At 36.6% G+C, this 17834-nt stretch carries 9 protein-coding genes and 1 tRNA gene; 5 read left to right on the forward strand and 5 right to left on the reverse strand.

Annotated features, from left to right (window positions below; genetic code table 11):
• Positions 1–21: 21 nt before the first annotated feature.
• A complete protein-coding gene (locus AC5YGI_RS07585; RefSeq protein WP_330746246.1) occupies positions 22–1833 on the reverse strand; it encodes a TonB-dependent receptor plug domain-containing protein in 1812 nt (603 codons plus the stop codon).
• Positions 1834–2472: 639 nt separating this feature from the next.
• Between AC5YGI_RS07585 and uvrA the strand changes: the two genes are divergently transcribed.
• The gene (gene uvrA / locus AC5YGI_RS07590) at positions 2473–5265 is read left to right on the forward strand and encodes an excinuclease ABC subunit UvrA (RefSeq protein ID WP_496167985.1); all 2793 of its coding nucleotides are present in this window, start codon (positions 2473–2475) and stop codon (positions 5263–5265) included.
• 90 nt (positions 5266–5355) lie between these two features.
• Complete coding sequence (locus tag AC5YGI_RS07595) at positions 5356–6123, forward strand: methyltransferase domain-containing protein (RefSeq protein WP_330746245.1); 768 nt, start codon at positions 5356–5358, stop codon at positions 6121–6123.
• A 148-nt stretch (positions 6124–6271) separates the two neighbouring features.
• On the opposite strand, the gene AC5YGI_RS07600 is transcribed toward AC5YGI_RS07595, so the two are convergent.
• Entirely contained in the window at positions 6272–6913 is a 642-nt protein-coding gene (locus tag AC5YGI_RS07600; protein ID WP_330746244.1) for an NAD(P)-dependent oxidoreductase, read from the reverse strand.
• A 347-nt stretch (positions 6914–7260) separates the two neighbouring features.
• Between AC5YGI_RS07600 and AC5YGI_RS07605 the strand changes: the two genes are divergently transcribed.
• The 3 genes from AC5YGI_RS07605 to AC5YGI_RS07615 all read left to right on the forward strand — a co-directional run bounded on the left by AC5YGI_RS07605 (position 7261) and on the right by AC5YGI_RS07615 (position 9791).
• The gene (locus AC5YGI_RS07605; protein ID WP_330746243.1) at positions 7261–8370 is read left to right on the forward strand and encodes an epoxide hydrolase family protein; all 1110 of its coding nucleotides are present in this window, start codon (positions 7261–7263) and stop codon (positions 8368–8370) included.
• 9 nt (positions 8371–8379) lie between these two features.
• Positions 8380–9150: an alpha/beta fold hydrolase gene (locus tag AC5YGI_RS07610; protein ID WP_330746242.1), complete on the forward strand. Its 771-nt coding sequence runs from the start codon at positions 8380–8382 to the stop codon at positions 9148–9150.
• A gap of 569 nt (positions 9151–9719) precedes the next feature.
• Positions 9720–9791: transfer RNA gene (locus AC5YGI_RS07615), tRNA-Arg, on the forward strand.
• Positions 9792–9883: 92 nt separating this feature from the next.
• Here AC5YGI_RS07615 and AC5YGI_RS07620 read toward each other — a convergent pair.
• The 3 genes from AC5YGI_RS07620 to AC5YGI_RS07630 form a co-directional block, all read right to left on the reverse strand.
• Positions 9884–12847, reverse strand: coding sequence for a response regulator (locus AC5YGI_RS07620; RefSeq protein ID WP_496167926.1), 2964 nt, complete (start codon positions 12845–12847; stop codon positions 9884–9886).
• A 578-nt stretch (positions 12848–13425) separates the two neighbouring features.
• A complete protein-coding gene (locus AC5YGI_RS07625; RefSeq protein ID WP_496167927.1) occupies positions 13426–14547 on the reverse strand; it encodes a T9SS type A sorting domain-containing protein in 1122 nt (373 codons plus the stop codon).
• Between the two features lie 661 nt (positions 14548–15208).
• A complete protein-coding gene (locus AC5YGI_RS07630) occupies positions 15209–17716 on the reverse strand; it encodes a cation-translocating P-type ATPase (RefSeq protein ID WP_496167928.1) in 2508 nt (835 codons plus the stop codon).
• Positions 17717–17834 lie beyond the last annotated feature (118 nt).

The raw sequence follows: 17834 nt of genomic DNA on the forward strand, positions 1-17834 counted from the left end.
TATTCATGTGTAAATTAACAATTACTTAATATTGATTGTATAAGAAAAACCAATATGGAACCATCTTTGCGGCATTCCCACCCCAAATGCTTCGGTATATTTTGTGTTGGTCAAATTGTTAATCAACACATATACTGAGTAATCTTTTTTAGCAAAGCTCAGCTTCTCATCTACAAGATTATACGTTCCCAGATTAACTCTTTCATTGTAACGGTAAACAAGTTCATTGGTAAAGTTTTTCAGGAATTTTACCTCTAACTTGGACACAAACTGATGTTTCAGATTATCCAGAATATATCTTGAAACCACACCAGTTTTTTCTTCATATTTGCTGTCAATGTAGGTATAACCAACCGTATATTTTAACCAGTCGGTCGGTCTGTGGCTCCACTCTGCTTCAATTCCTTTGGTCTTGATATCACCTACGTTTTGGGCGTACCATATTTTATCGCTCAGATCTTTTTTTACCCAGTCAATGGAATTATTGGAGTTTCTTAGAAATCCACTTATTTTTGCTAAAATCCTGTTATTTAGATATTGATATCCTACTTCTGAAGAAATCGCATTTTCAGGCTGCAAATCCGGGTTTCCCTGTTCCGTTTTACTTACATAATACAATTCAGTAAAAGTGGGTACACGGTGTACTTTTGCAATATTTCCATACATTTTAGAATTGGCATTAAAGTTATAGCCTACATCCAGACCCGGATAGAAGAAATTTCCTTCCTTAGAATAATTGGCCCATGAAATTCCCGGACTGATGTTCAGTTTTTTATCCAGTAATGAAAAATGATGTTCAAAGAAAACCTGAGAGACAAAACGGTTTCGGTCACCCAAATTACTGCTTACTAAAAATTCTTTTCTCAGCTCAACACCAATTCCGGTTGTTCCCAACCCCCACTGATAGCTGGAATTCACTTCTCCACCTGCATTATTTCCAATGTGCATATTTCGGTAAAAATCAGGATTCCATCTGTCATAAAGGTACATATCCTGCCCTCTTCTCCAATACACATTAGAGTTAAGTTTCAGCTTTCCAAAAGTCTGCTGATGAGCTACACTTACGATAGAAGCCTGCGTTTCCTCATACTGCTTCGTCGCAGCACTGGAAGCATAAAAGCCATTGGCTCCGAATTTCTTTTCTGAAAAGCCGGCCTGAACTCTCACATCTCCGTTTTTGATATTCAGTTTTCCCTGATAAAATACATTTCTGATCTCATAATCCGTATTGAACATATACCCTTCTGATGAAGCTGAATTCGCCTGCAGGGAGTTTGTGAACTTTTCATTTCCGATCTGCGCATTAAATCCCAGACCATAACTTCCATAATCTCCTCCCTCAGCGCTTATCTTCACTTTTTTTCCCGGAAAAGTTTTGGTGATGATATTGATAACACCTGCATAAGCATTCTGTCCGAAACGTCTTGCGGCCGGGCCTTTTATGATTTCTATCTTTTCTACTTCATCCAGATCTACCGGAATATTCATATTATTATGTCCGGTCTGGGAATCATTCATCCTGATTCCGTTCAATAACAAAAGAACCTGCTCAAAAGAACTACCACGGAAACCGATATCACTCTGCACTCCATTGGCTCCTCTCCTTCTGATATCCATTCCCGACACCTGCTGAAGAATTTCGTCGATACTTTTAGCCGGAGAATTTACAATATCTTCTCTGGTGATCACGCTGATGTTCTGGTTAGCACTTTTATAAGGTGTAGAGATAAATTTCCCCTGAAATTCAATGCTTTCAATATCTGTTGTCTTTTCCTGTGCATTTACCCAAAGTAAAGATCCCAGAAAAAAAGCACTTCCTATCTTTTTGATCATAATCGTTTCCGTAGTTTTTTAAGAGAGTCCAAAAGTAAGGGAGTTCACCAAGACAGGCAAATGATAGTTGTCATAAAAAAAGATGCAGCTTTACACTGCATCTTTCTGAGGGAGTAATTTCTATCTTTTTCTCATTAAATGTGTAACCAGATCTCTGAATAATTTTCTCATTTCTCTATTACATATTTATGAATGCAATTTTAAATAATTTTACAATATAAAACAATAGTTCAATAAAAAAACACAATATATTTTAAAAAATTATATAAAACACTGTAAAATAAACAGCAAAATAAAATTAAGTCCACAAAACATACACCTTTTGATACGGTTTTGAAAGCAAAATATGGGTTTAACCTATTTCATATAACGATCATGATAACAATTTTTAACAATAAGATAAGCGTAAATTTTTCGCTAAAATTTCGTAATTTTGTGGGTCTTAATTTTACGATGAAAACATTCTTTTTCAAACAGTAATTTTGTTGGCATTATTTGGAGAAATGCTGGCAAAATATCAGGCGAAATCAGAATTTAGGTAAAAGTTCAATTGATGACAGCCTGGAAAGATTCTCAGGCAAAACACCATTATACTGAAAGTTTTAATGCTTTACAGTTACTTTTATGAATAAACAAAATATGGCTAACACAACAGAAATAGATATAAAAAAGCAGATTTTCGTTAAGAATGCACATCTTAATAATCTGAAACATATAGACGTCCTTATTCCAAAGAACAAACTGATTGTTATTACAGGAGTTTCAGGAAGCGGTAAGTCCTCTTTGGCTTTTGATACAATCTACGCAGAAGGACAGAGAAGATATGTTGAAAGTTTAAGTTCTTATGCCCGTCAGTTTTTGGGAAAACTTGAAAAACCAAAAGTAGATGATATCAAAGGACTCGCCCCTTCTATTGCCATCCAGCAGAAAGTAATTTCTTCCAACCCTCGTTCTACGGTGGGAACTTCTACAGAGATCTACGATTATATGAAACTTTTATTTGCGAGGATCGGGAAAACCTTTTCACCGGTTTCGGGAGAAGAAGTGAAGAAAGATTCAGTTTCTGATGTAGTTGACTTCATCAAGGCTTCAAAAAAAGATACATCCTTTCTATTAACTGCTCCTTTGGAATATGATGCAGACAATTTTAAAGAAACCCTGAATGTTTTAAAGCTGGCAGGTTTCACAAGGCTTGAAATCAATGGAAATGTAGCCGGGATTGAAGATCTGGAAAGTTTTGGTTTTGCTCCGGAAAAAGGGATGACGATCAATCTTGTCATCGACCGTTTCTCCTATGAGGAAGACGAAAGCTTTTTACAAAGACTTGCGGACTCTATTCAAATGGCATTTTATGAAGGACGCGGCTATTGTTCATTAAAGAATACAAACACTGAGAAGGTAAAAGAATTCTCCAATAAATTTGAGCTGGACGGAATGGAGTTCCTTGAACCCAACGTTCATTTTTTCAGCTTTAATAACCCCTACGGAGCTTGCCCGGCATGTGAAGGATACGGAAAAGTGATCGGAATTGACGAAGATCTTGTAGTTCCTAATAAAACTCTTTCTATCTACGAAGATGCCGTTGTCTGCTGGAGAGGAGAAACCATGAGCGAATGGAAAAAAGATTTCATCAAAAAGGCAGGTGATTTCCCTATCCACAAACCTTATCATCAATTAACAAAAGAACAGAAAAACTTCCTTTGGAAAGGTGACGGAAGGAGTAATTTCCCGTGCATCAACAATTTCTTCAAGATGCTTGAAGAAAATCTATACAAAATCCAGTACAGAGTAATGCTTTCCCGCTACAGAGGAAAAACCCTTTGTCCGACATGTGAAGGCTTGAGGCTTCGTGAAGAAACAAGCTGGGTAAAAGTAGACGGACACAATATTCAATCGATGATTGAACTTCCTTTGGATGAACTGGCTCCGGTGATCAACGGATTAAAACTTTCAGATCATGACAAAGAAGTCGCCAAGAGACTGATTTACGAAATCACAACCCGTCTGGAATTTTTATTAAAAGTAGGATTAGGTTATTTAACATTAAACAGAACTTCGAATACCCTTTCAGGAGGAGAAAGTCAGAGAATTAACCTGGCAACAAGCTTAGGAAGTTCTTTGGTAGGTTCTATTTATATTCTGGATGAGCCTTCTATCGGGCTGCATTCCAAAGATACGGAAAACCTGATCGAAGTATTGAAAAATCTTCGCGACCTCGGAAATACCGTGATTGTAGTAGAACATGACGAGGATGTAATGAGAGCGGCTGACTATATTATTGATATTGGCCCGGAAGCAGGTTATCTTGGCGGGGAACTGGTATTTGCCGGAGATTATAAGGATCTGAAAAAAGCGAATACACTTACTTCAGAATACCTTACCGGAAGACTTGAAATAGAAGTTCCGAAGAAAAGAAGAAAAGCAAAAGAATGGATTCACATTAAAGGAGCCCGTCAGAATAATCTTAAAAATATAGATGTAGATGTGCCTTTGGAAAATCTGGTTGTTATTTCCGGAGTTTCAGGAAGTGGAAAATCTACTTTGATGAAAGAAATTCTTACCAATGACATCCAGATCCAGTTGGGAATGGGCGGTAAAAAAGGAGATTATGATGCTGTAGAATTCCCGAAGAAACTGATCAAAAACATTGAATTGATTGACCAGAACCCGATTGGAAAATCATCCCGTTCAAATCCTGTAACTTATCTAAAGGCTTACGATGATATCCGTGATCTTTTTGCCAAGCAGAAAGTAGCCAAAATGATGGGTTATAAGCCGAAACACTTCTCTTTCAACGTAGATGGCGGAAGATGTGATGAATGCAAAGGAGAAGGAGTGATCAATGTTTCCATGCAGTTTATGGCGGATATCGAGCTTGAATGTGAGGTTTGTAAAGGAACACGATTCAAAAATGAGATCCTTGAAGTACGATTTGATGAGAAAAACATCTCTGATATCCTTCATATGACCGTAGATGAAGCATTGGAATTCTTTAAAGATAATAATGAAGAAAAGATCGTAACGAAGCTGAGACCTTTACAGGAAGTAGGTTTAGGTTATTTACAACTGGGACAAAGCTCTTCTACCCTTTCCGGAGGTGAGGCACAGCGTGTGAAACTGGCTTCTTTCCTTGTAAAAGGGGTAACAACAGATAAAACGTTATTCATCTTTGATGAGCCTTCCACAGGGCTTCACTTCCACGATATTCAAAAATTACTGAAGTCATTACAGGCGTTGATTGATCTAGGACATTCGGTGATTGTTATTGAGCATCAGCCTGATATTATCAAATGTGCCGATTATATTATCGATATCGGTCCGGAAGCTGGAAAACACGGCGGAGAAGTTGTATTTGCAGGAACACCGGAAGATCTGACTAAAAATAAAAAGTCTTATACGGCAAAATACATCAAAGAAAAACTGGAACAATAAATACACAACCGGCTGTTTAAAAACAGCCGGTTTTTTATTGAGATTACTTATCTTTATTCAACTTATCAACTCATTACAAAATTATTATTTATGCCCTGGAATCCTGAATTATATGATCAATACAAAGATGTACGTTACAAACCCTTTTATGATTTAGCAGCGTTAATCAAGCCTGAAAACAATATTAAAGCTATTGACTTAGGCTGTGGAACCGGAGAACAAACCTCTATTCTTACGGAAAAACTCACAGGCTCTACATTCTTGGGAATTGATTCATCAGCAGAAATGCTTGAAAAATCGAAGAAATATGAAAACGATCATTTACACTTTAAGCTTCAGAGCATTGAAGAAACAGCGCAGTCTGACGAAAAATGGGATCTTGTCTTCAGTAATGCCGCTTTACAGTGGGCTGATGATCACGAAACTTTATTTCCTAAAATCATTGGATTACTTTCAGAGAATGGACAATTAGCCATACAAATGCCCGTTCAGAAAGAAAATATTCTGAACCAGATTCTAACGGAAATGGCAAATGAGGAGCCTTACAAGTCGCAGTTAAATCATTTTAACCGTGATTCACCAGTCCTTTCAATGGACGATTATGCCCAGATATTATTTGATAATGGAATTCAGGATATTGAAATATTTCAGAAGGTTTATCCTATCATTGCAGATGATCACGAAGCCTTATATGAGTTTATTTCAGGAACCGCATTATTGCCTTATTTAGAGCGTCTGGAAGGAGAACAGAAAGAACAATTCATCTCCGAATTTAAATCGCGTATCGCCAAAAGGTTTACAAAATATACGGCTATCTATGCATTCAAGCGCATCCTGATCTATGGCCGCAAAAAATAGAAAATCTTAATACTCAATAAAAAAACTGCCACAATGGTCATTCTGACAAAGAAAGAATCCCATTAATAACCAATGATATGAGATTTTTCATTACACTTCGTTTCATTCAGAATGACAAGATTGTGGCAGCTTCTTCTTTATAGATTATTTACTCTTTCAGATTATACAAAAACGGACTTTCCCTGATATACTCAGAATTTTCAATCTGAGAAACCAGAAACTCAGCCAGATCTCCTGCATTGATCCCTTCGCCTTTACAGTCTGTAAGATTTGTTTCGATTGGAAAGTTTTCCTCTGTAAGATGAATGAGTGGTAATCTTACTAACGTCCAGTCGAGGTTACTTTCCAGAAGAAGTTCATACTCTTTCTGCTTATCAGCGGTTGTCTCAGTATAGTTCTGATACATCCAGTCTGTAGCCATTTTTACCCGCTCACTTTTATGATCAGATGCTGTATTTACACTGAGACTAGTCGTTACAATATAACGCTTACTCCCATAATGATTCATTGCTTTGATGATATTTTTGGCAGCATCACTAAAGATAGACTTCTCCCCTTTTGGCTGTCCCAAAGTACTCATGACAAGATCAGTTCCCTCAATTAAATTACAGATTGCTGTTTCATCCCTTGCATCTCCTTTTATCATTTCGATTAATGGGTTTTGAGGAGCAAAATTTTCAGGTTGTCTTAATAAAAGCTTTAGTGAATATCCTTTTTCCAGTAATTTTCGCACCAGATATTGTCCCGATTTTCCTGTACCGCCGATTACGGCAATTTTATAAGTTTTCATAATGATTTTTTTTAATAGTAAAATATCAATAATCAAAAGCAGAATAACCGCTAATGAACACTGACACGGCAAATAACACATTGTCTTTGCTTTTAGATATGATATAATAAATGTATAGGGCTCAGAAAATTGAACCTAAGATGTTCAGGGTTAAAAATAACACCTGACTCACAGTAATATGTATTACGAGATTTTAATGAATTAAAGTTACATTTTTTCTCTCAAAAAAAAATCAAAAATTTATGATTTTGACAACATGTATTAAAAGAGAAAGTTTTTAACTTTGATAACATACTTATTATCAACACATTCCTCAAGTTTACTTTACACCAATAAAATATCATCATATGGAACCATTTACAGTAAACATCTCCGAACCCGTGATAACCGATCTTAAAAACCGTCTGCAAAATGTCCGCTGGCCGGGAGAAGCGGAAGGTTCCGGCTGGAACTACGGAACCAACGAGGCCTACCTGAAAAAACTTGTCCAATACTGGATCAATGATTACGACTGGAAGATGCATGAACAGCAATTGAATCAGCATCCACAGTATGTCACCCGGATTGACGGAATTTTAATTCATTTTCAATACATCAGAGGAAAAGGCTTAAATCCTAAACCGTTGATCCTTACCCATGGCTGGCCGGACAGCTATTACCGCTTTCATAAAATTATTCCACTGCTTACGGAAGGTGAACAGAGTTTTGATCTGGTTATTCCTTCCATTCCGGGGTTTGGCTTTTCCGATAAAACAGCGGTCAGCAGTGAGAAGGTGGCAGATCTGTGGAAAAAACTGATGACTGAAGTGCTTGGCTATGAAAAGTTCTGTGCTGCCGGAGGAGATATCGGAATGGGAGTCGTAAAGGCATTGACTTCAAAATATCCTGAAGCCCTGGAAGCTGCTCACCTTACAGATGTTGGCTACCCCACCGGCCAGGAAGACCCTGCTACCATGAGTGAAGAGGAACAGAAATTCGCACAGTTTGTTCAGCAATGGTGGTACAGTGAAGGAGCTTACGCTATGGTACAGTCTACCAAACCTCAATCTTTGGCCTATAGTCTCAACGACTCTCCTGTCGGACTGGCAGGCTGGATCATAAGTTTTATCAATGCAGGCGCACCACCTGAAATGATTGAAACGGCATTTGGCGGAAAAGATGAGTTGCTCACCAATATTATGATTTACTGGATGACCCAAACCATTGGTTCTTCTGCCAGAATGTATAAGGAAGATGCAGCCGCTTTATGGAGCGGAACACATGCGCATCAAAAGAGCAATGTTCCTGCAGGAGTACTTGTATTTCCCCGTGAAGCTCAGTTTCCGAAAGAATGGGCAGAACGTTTCGTGAATGTCACCAGCTTTAAAAAGATGAATGAAGGTGGCCATTTTGCCGCCCTGGAATTACCCCATATATTTGCAGATGAACTGAGATCATTTTTCTATTCTGTCCCATAAAAACAATGTATGAAATATAATATATCTGCCCTTTTTACAGTTTCTGTTTTGATGATGAGCTGTACTATACAAAAAAAAAATACCGAAGGTAATGATTATGAAGTAAAACTTGATACTTTAACCTTCTTTGACCAGAGCAGAAACCGGAAGATTCCTGTAGCCTTTTATCACTCTAAAACGAATAAAAAGATTCCCAATCAACAGGTTATTATCTTTAATCACGGATATGGTTTTAATAAGGGTGGCGATTATTTTGTCTATTCTTATTTGACTGAAAAACTGGCTTCAAAAGGTTATTTTACGGTAAGTATTCAGCACGAACTTACAACAGACCATCTGTTGCCCACTGAAGGAAATTTACAAATGGTGAGAAGACCTTTCTGGCAGAATGGTTCGGATAATATTCTTTTTGTACTGAATGAACTTAAAAAGATGAAACCGGAACTGGATTATAAACATCTGACCTTAATAGGCCATTCCAATGGTGGTGATATGGCAGCATTATTCGCCAATCAGCATCCTAACCTGGTATATAAACTGATCACAATGGACAACCGCAGAATGTTTCTGCCCAGAACTTCTGTTCCTAAAGTATATACTCTGCGTTCTAATGATTATCCGGCTGATGAAGGTGTACTTCCAGATGAGGCAGAACAAAAAAAGTATTCTATAACAGTACAAACAACCTCCATTAATCATAGTCATATGGACAATAAAGGCCGTGATGAAGAGAAAAAAACCTTAAATGAATATGTTTTTAAATATCTTTCTGAGCAATAATTTAAGAAGTATCTTACTGTAGAGTTTCTAATGCCGCCACATGTATTGGAAAAAGCAATGTAAAACTTTTTGGAAAATCATCAGCTGAATCTAATTCAGCCAATAGGAGGTCAGGATATGGATATCGAAACTGCATCAACCTGGATTTTTAAATGAGTTTCGGACTTATCCACAAAAAAATGTGGATAACTTGTGAATTTTAACATTAAATTCATATTTGGTATTAAAATAATTACTACATTTACTATGTAATAAACATCGAAGTGGAAACTTTATTTGCTTTTCTTACTACTCTTGAAATTGCAATTAAATTTGAAATAAAAATTTAAGCACAGCATTGTCGGCTGTGCTTTTTATTGTTGTCTAATTAAAAAAATGAGATGTATTTATCTACTGGATCTGCCTCTAAAGGGCAGATTCTTTTATCCTACAGTCCTTTTATAAAAGCATTTTCGTATCTTTATTATATTCAAAAAGGCACAAAACGGTACCAACATCTTTGCCCCAATCTCCATTCTCTGCATTTATTGTTGATTATTAAATAATTTGTATTTTTATGAGTCAAACCCGGCCTCATAGTTCAATGGATAGAATAGAAGTTTCCTAAACTTTAGATCCAGGTTCGATTCCTGGTGGGGCTACAAATTTTCCAAATGGCACTAACTAAATAAGATACATTATTTTATTTTCTTTCTATTTTAATAAGAAATCAAGTCCTGTTTTTTCATCAATTCTAAACGATAATATATTTTTTGAGTATTTCAAGAAGGTCCGCCTGCTTTACAGGTTTGGGAAGGAAATCATTCATTCCGGCTTCAAGGCACTTTTCTTTTTCACCCAGCACATTTCCAGCTGTAACACCTATGATAGGTATATGTTCATACCCCGGAAGCATTCTAATATGTTGTGTTGCCTCAATACCGCTCATTACCGGCATCTGTACATCCATCATAATAATGGAAAACTGTTTTTTCCGGCATTCTTCCAAAGCCTGCAGCCCATTAACGGCTTCCGTTAGATGTATACCAGGTGCAAGAGATCTCATTATTCTATTATTCAGGACCATATTCACTACGTTATCATCAACCAAAAGCACTTCTAATTCCGAGGCAAATACATGCGAAACTTTCTCAGAATGATCCTTACTAATTTCTACTGTATAACTTTGGTCTACCTTTTTTAAAGTTTTGTATAGATCATGTGATTTGATGGGTTTTAAAAGTAAATGCGCATTTTCTATTTTCCTGATTGAACTAAGTATTCCCAGTTCTTCAGATGAAGAAGAAAGTACTATAAATGGTGAAGTTTCTTTTCGCTGATTGAACAGTTCTGTTATTTTATTTATAGTTTCCAATCCGGACATAACGGGCATATGATAATCCATCAGGATCACATCGAACCTCCCACCTTTCAACAGGATCTCTAAGGCTTCCATCCCATTAGAAGCCAAGGTAGACTTGATATTTTTATAGGTAAGCATGTGCTCCAGAATAATCCTGTTGGTTTCATTATCATCAACCACTAAGGCCGTTTTAATAGTTATGTCCTCCTCCTCTCTCAGTTGAGGGATCTCGTAAGGAATTTCAATATCAAAGAAAAATACAGACCCTTTTTCCTCTGCGCTGCTCAGCGACAAATGGCTTCCCATATATCCCAGGATATTGTTGGAGATAGTAAGCCCCAGACCCGTACCGCCATATCGTTTACTGATGGAACTGTTTTCCTGGGTAAAGGCATTAAAAATGTATTTCTGTTTCTCAACAGGGATTCCAATCCCTGTATCTCTTACTGAGAAGCGCAAAGCGATAGTATGATCATTCATGTGCAACTTCTCTACTTTAAGCTCGATTTCTCCCTTTTCTGTGAACTTGACAGCATTCCCCAGAAGATTGATCAAGATCTGTTTTAACCTTGCTTCATCCATAAAAAGTATTTTCGGAAGGCCTGGCTCAATATTGAGAAGAAGTTCAATATCTTTTTTCTGGGATTGATAAATGATCACATTGATTACCTGGCTTACCATATCATAAACATCACATTTTTCAATAAAAAGCTCCATTTTTCCGGATTCTATTTTAGAAAAATCCAAAATATCATTGATGATGCTAAGCAGATTTTCCCCAGACTCATTGATGTAATTCAGATATTGCATCTGTGTTTCATTCAGCGGTGTCGTGAGGAGAAGGTCTGAAAAACCTATAACTCCGTTTAAAGGAGTCCTGATCTCATGACTCATATTGGCCAGAAATTCGGATTTTGCTTTGCTGGCTGTATCTGCTGTTTCTTTGGCATTTTTCAGTTCTTCATTGATCTTAACAGCATTGGTAATATTCTGTATGGAAATAATGACACCGCCTACTTCATCTTTTGTAAGATACCAAGGTCCCACTTTAAGGTCGTAATGCTGAATTTCTTCTTTTCCTTCCACCTTTAACGTAAAATCACCGTTGATGTACGTTTTTCCCAACAGCGCATTCTTATAGATCTCTTTTCCTTCTTCGGGAATATTAGGTGATATTGTGAAAAGATTATTACCGATAAGATCTATATCATTCATATTAAATTCCTCTCTCCATCTGCTGCTTACAGCAATATAGTTAAGATCTTTATCAAACATGGCCAAAGGAACAGGAACATCAGTGACAAAAGACTGCATTATAGCCTCCTTCCGGGTAACCTCGAGAAACATTTTTTTGAATGCATCAATGTCCTGAATGATTCCAAAAACTCTTTTACAGCTATCACCTTCAAATTCAGGAATACCTTTTACTCTTACCCAGATCGTGGCGCCATCATTACGCAACAACTGAAGCTCCTCATCGAAAGGAATTCCTTGTTGTATTGCCCTGTTAAAAAGATATTTTATTCTATCCCCGCTTTTTCCTTTATAAAATCCAAGGGCATTTTCAAAAGTAGGCTGGAAATTATTTTCTATTTTGTGAATTTCTCTAGTACTTTGAGACCAGAAAAGCTTTCCGGTCTTCATATTGGCTTCCCAGCCTCCCACCTGGGCTACTGAGCCTGTTTCCTCAAGCATTTCCTTAGTGTAAAACAGATCTTTTTCTAACTTACCACGACGAATAAGGTCAGATTTTAGTTGTATATAAACAAAAAGGGTTACACCGATAGCTGCAACGGCAGAAAAGATGATGAACAAAACAGTCCAGTTGGAAGATTTATTCAGATCTTCATTTTTTATGGCAAGTTGAACTTCCTCATTTTTTACAAATTTCTGAACGAGCCTGCGACATCTGTCCATAGCCTCCTTGTCTTGTAAAAGTTCTTCCGGACTCATTAATACTCCCTTTCTACGATTCTCAATAAGCATGACATATTCCTTCATCATCATTTCCGAAGCATGTAGAAGTTCATTTAGGACATTAATCTGATCTTTATTTTTAAGATTAAGCCTATCTATATTCGAAACAAGAAGCGGATATTCATCCTTACTTTTATTGAAAGGTTCAAGAAAATTTTCCCGGCCGGTAAGCTGATATCCCCTATTTCCCGTTTCAGCATTTAAAAGAGTATTTAAGATATCTTTTGCCAAGCTTATAGATTCCTTATTTTTTAACAACTCTTTCCTATTCTCCATCTGCTTATGTATGCTGATATAAGATGCTATGGAACTAGCAATCAGAAGCATCAAAGAAATCACTACGCCAATTTGAAGATTTCTTATAATTTTTTTCGGCATTGAATAGTATTTTTGTAATAAAATACTAAAAATAAGTCATTTTATATTATTAGCAAATTAATTTAGAAATTTGTCAGCAGATATTGGAAAATGAGTACAATTAAAGTCTTAAAGATGGGTTTATCAATTTTATAAAAGTTTACTTTGTATATCATTTTTCTCCATTGGTGTTTATTTTAAAAAAACTTGATTACGTGAGATATTCGATTAAAAAATAAAATTTTTATACTTGTAATGCTTTTGCGACCACTCAAAAGTTTAACGTAAATTTTGGAGAGTAAGTGAAAATGATTTCCCGGGCATCGTAGTTTTATTAAAAATCAATTCCCAACCTCTTAACATTTCCGGTCATTAATTTGCTAAAAAGCAATTTCTTTTACTTCTATAGTTGACTTTTACCCTAAGTTATAAAAAGAAAAATCCCCGGATTAACCGGGGATAAAAAAAACTAATAACCATGAAAACTCAAATCTGAGATGAGTCGCTTTTTATTAACAAACAAAGTTTTTCAACTTTGCTCATCAATGTAATACGTTATACAAGGACTATGATACAGTACAAATTATGTACACGCCAATTTATTTCTTAATCGCTTTCAGCGTTTGTTTAGAACCGTCTTTTTGATTCAAAGTAATTAAATATACTCCCTGCTTCAGCTCTCCTAAATAAAGAACAGAATCAGGTTTATCAACAGTTTTAACCAACTTCCCTGAAATATCAAAAACCGAAATTGATTTTACTTTGGTACTATCAGAAATATGTAATTCATCTGTGAATGGATTTAGATATAATTTGATAGGACTGCCAGCTTTTGAACCAGATGTCTCATGAGTAGCCAGTGAAGATTCTGTAGTAATCTGAATAATGAAATTTCCCTCTGAACGATCATCAGAGCCATCATGATTACCAACATTTACATAGTAGGTGGTTCCAGCTGTAGTAGGAATAGTCATTGTTTCAATTTTTCCTATACCTCCACCTTCACTATTTTTTGTTTCTGCACATACAAGAGCGTTACAATTTCCGGTATATACTCCTATCTGATGATTCCAGTCAGAAAGAGTAATGGTTTTAATTGTTGTATTATTTCCATCCCCTGTAAAAGAATACCAGAGACCATTATTCATGCTATCTGAACAAGTATCTGTCAAGCCATCATTGGCGGCATAAACACCATTAACTTGGGTCCATGCATATGGCAATTGAGTAACTTGCTTGGCTGTTGAACATTGGTCATTAGTTGGTGCAATGTCTATCTTGTTTATTTCTATTTTGAAATTCCCCTCTGGAATATCTGTATGCGGTAAATACGCACCAACATTTACATAATAAATGGTTCCAGTTACAGTTGGAATGGTAAGTGTTTTAACCGGTGCTAGATCATAAAGATGTGTTTTTGCTCCACATACAAGAGCGTTACAACTTCCTGTAAATACTCCTATCTGATAGTACCAATCTGATGTAGCAGTAACTTTAATACTTACATAACTCCCATCACCTGTAAAAGAATACCAAAGGCCATCATTCATTTCATCCGGACAAGCAGTTATCAAGCCATCAGCTGGAGATGTTATTCCATCTGTCTGATCAAAAGTATAGGGGAATTGGGTGACCTGTCTGGCGGTAGAACAGGTATGGTTGGTTTGCCCGAAGCTTAAACCTGAAAATGCTAAAAGAAGTAGAAAATAAGATTTTTTCATTCTGTAAAAATTTTAATTGGGATATAAATTAATAAATGATGAGTTTCATCAGGCACCTTTTGATGATGGGGCAAATGTACAATGATCAATAAAGTAGTAACAAAGAAATTCTGTAGATATAAATTATAGTGGTGTAGATTTTAATTGTACTTAATGTCAACTTATTTAGAATAGATAATAAAGACAATGTCCCTGATACACCAGACACCCATTAAAAGAATTACCACAAAAAATCCCCGGATCTCGCCGGGGAAAAAATCAAATCAATATAACATAAAATATGTTATTTTTTATTAATATATGGACGTTTATTAATGTTAAATTATTTAAATGCTTTCAACGTAAGCTGCAAGGTTTCATCAGTACTTTTATAATGGAACAAATCTACAATGATCATTAAGGTAATCACAAAGTAATTCTGTAGATATATAATTGCAGGCGTGTAGATTTTGTTGGTAACAATTCTCAATTTTGTTTGATGTTGAAAAGAACTCAAACAGTTTAAGTTTATTAGTATATTCCTCTGCTACCTGAATCTGAGATTCAGAGAAATAATATCCGTACTCATCCTTACAGACTTTCTATAGTGTCCATATCTAATTTCCGGCATACGAATCAAAATTATATATACTTATTATAGATAATTAATTTTCCATATTGATTATTTCCTAAAATAAAGTCTTTTTATGAATTTATAAACATCAAACCACAGTACGGAAACTGAAGCAGTGAGCAGTGCCAGTCCAAGTTCTTCTACATTGAGAGCGGTTACACTGAAAAATCCGGAAACAGGAGCTGCATAGAGAATAATCAGAAGGAAAATTAGCACCAATACTGAAATCCCGGCAAGCAGGACGTTTCGGTTCTTAAAACACTCCAGCATGCTGTAATAGAAAGAACGGTTCACCAGACTTAGCAGTATATTGGAAAATATAAGCGTAGTGAAAACCAATGCTCTGGTTTTAGCTTCACCATTTCCATGACTGACAGAGTACTGATACAGCCATAATATTCCTGCAGTAATGATGATCCCCTGAATTATGCTTATTGCAAGCTCTTTCCAATTAAGAAAAGTATCTGTCAATGGTCTCGGAGGCCTTTGCATCGCATTTTTTTCCATTGGTTCATTCTCATAAACAATGGAACACGTCGGCCCCATAACCAGTTCCAGAAAAATAACATGCACCGGAGTAAAAATATGGGGAAATACCCAGCCCAGAAATAAAGGCAAAGAAACGGTGAGTATAATAGGAATATGAATAGAAATAATATACTGGACCGCTTTTTTTATATTGGCATAAATTCTTCTTCCTGCAGCAACCCCAATTACAAGCTTATCCAGATCGTCATTGGTGATGACCAATGCTGCGGCTGATTTGGCAATTTCAGTTCCTTTATTTCCCATTGCCACCCCAATATGAGCTGCTTTTAAAGCAGGACCGTCATTCACACCGTCCCCCAGCATGGCCACTACATGGCCCTGTTCTTTCAAGGCAGAAACCACTTCAAGCTTTGCTTCCGGAAACATTCGTGTAAACAAAGTAGTCTCTTCAGAAAGTTTTATAAGATCTGATTCTGAACAGGCGGCTATTTCACTTCCATTAACAGGCGGAGTATTGTTTACTATTCCTGCCTGCAATGCAATGGCTTTAGTAGTATCTGCATTATCTCCTGTAATGACTTTTACCTGAATACCGGCGTCGTAAATATGTTTAAATACTTCTTTTATTCCTTTTTTGGGAGGATCGTAAAATACGGTCAATCCTAGAAAGTCAAATTTAAAATCCTGCTGTTTATCCGGGAAATCATTTCCTTCAAAATGAGATCTGGCAACACCGAGAACCCTGAATCCCTGTTCTCCGAAATTCTTTATTAACTTTCTAATTTTGTTTTTTTCTTCTTCTGAAAGACTGGAAACACTGATAATGGCTTCCGGAGCTCCTTTAGCTGCAATTATGCGGTTTTTCTGTTCATTTTCAAAAAGATGGGTCATCATCGGCGGCTTGCCCTCCAGTGGATATTCATGAAAAAGCTGGTAATTTTTTCTTTGGTCAGGCTTCCGGGTCTGCTCATAGACCTTATGCAGTGTTATTTCCATAGGATCAAAAGGTACGGGCTCACTACTCCACATCGCATAATCAATAAGCTCATGCAGCGCTGTTATTCCAAACTCAGGTTCTTCATAAATCCTGTCGGAACGGTAGTCATAAAGATGTTTCAACTTCATGGAGTTTTCCGTAATCGTACCTGTCTTGTCAGTACAGATTACGGAAACGCTTCCCAGGGTTTCTACAATACTGCTTCGTTTAATGATAATTCCTTCCCGCATCAGTTTCCATGCCCCCAAAGCCATAAAAGTTGTAAAGGCTACGGGAATTTCTTCAGGAAGAACAGACATTGCCAATGTAAGTCCGCTGAGTAAGCTGGTCACAAAATCTCCTGTTTTAACAAAACTGAAGATGCATACTGCAAGAAAGATAATGATTCCGATAACAGCCATTCCCTTTACAAAGTTCCGGATCTGAAGCTGTAAAGGAGATATTTCTGTTTTGATATTGAGTATAGACTGTCCTATTTTTCCTACTTTAGTTTCTTTTCCTATATTTTCCACCTCAAAAACGGCAAGTCCGGAAACAGTAATTGTTCCGCTGTAGACTCTGTTATCTTCGGATCTGCTGTCCTTGAAAACAGAAAAGCTCTCGCCCGTAAGGGATGATTCATTGACAGAAAAATCGTTACTGTGAACAATTCTTCCGTCAGCATTGATGAGGTTTCCTTCTTCGGTAATGCACAGATCTCCGACTGCTATCTCAAAAGTAGGAATATCTATAATCTTTGAATCCCTGATTACCTTACTTAAAGGTTCATTCAATTTTTCAAGTTCTTCCAGTGCCTTTTTGCTCCTGTTATCCTGGTAAAAAGAAATTGCAGTAACTCCAACAATAGCAGCAAACATAAATAAAGCCTCGCCATAATCTCCTGTAAGCACATAAATGAAGGAAACACATATAAGAAGAATCAGCATCGGCTCTTTTAGGATGTTGAGAAGAAGATCTGTCCAGGATTCTTTCTTAACCGCTTCGAGACGGTTATATCCGTATTTTTTTCTGGAAGCGGTTACTTCGGATTCTGTAAGCCCTTTCAAATTTTCCGGTATATTGTAATTCATACGAAATGGATATGATACTAAATTTACTGATTGTTTTGCTTATCAGCAGAATTTCACCCTGCTATTTTTATCAGGTTCGACAGATCTTTTTTCACATCCTTTAAGAATCAGCAAATGA

Source organism: Chryseobacterium sp. CS3K3.1 (assembly GCF_059515165.1).

Coding starts and splice junctions, on each gene's coding strand:
- AC5YGI_RS07600 (WP_330746244.1), bottom strand. CDS start 6,913: ATGAAAACTTATAAAATTGCCGTAATCGGCGGTACAGGAAAATCGGGA.
- AC5YGI_RS07595 (WP_330746245.1), top strand. CDS start 5,356: ATGCCCTGGAATCCTGAATTATATGATCAATACAAAGATGTACGTTAC.
- uvrA (WP_496167985.1), top strand. CDS start 2,473: ATGGCTAACACAACAGAAATAGATATAAAAAAGCAGATTTTCGTTAAG.
- AC5YGI_RS07625 (WP_496167927.1), bottom strand. CDS start 14,547: ATGAAAAAATCTTATTTTCTACTTCTTTTAGCATTTTCAGGTTTAAGC.
- AC5YGI_RS07620 (WP_496167926.1), bottom strand. CDS start 12,847: ATGCCGAAAAAAATTATAAGAAATCTTCAAATTGGCGTAGTGATTTCT.
- AC5YGI_RS07605 (WP_330746243.1), top strand. CDS start 7,261: ATGGAACCATTTACAGTAAACATCTCCGAACCCGTGATAACCGATCTT.
- AC5YGI_RS07630 (WP_496167928.1), bottom strand. CDS start 17,716: ATGAATTACAATATACCGGAAAATTTGAAAGGGCTTACAGAATCCGAA.
- AC5YGI_RS07610 (WP_330746242.1), top strand. CDS start 8,380: ATGAAATATAATATATCTGCCCTTTTTACAGTTTCTGTTTTGATGATG.
- AC5YGI_RS07585 (WP_330746246.1), bottom strand. CDS start 1,833: ATGATCAAAAAGATAGGAAGTGCTTTTTTTCTGGGATCTTTACTTTGG.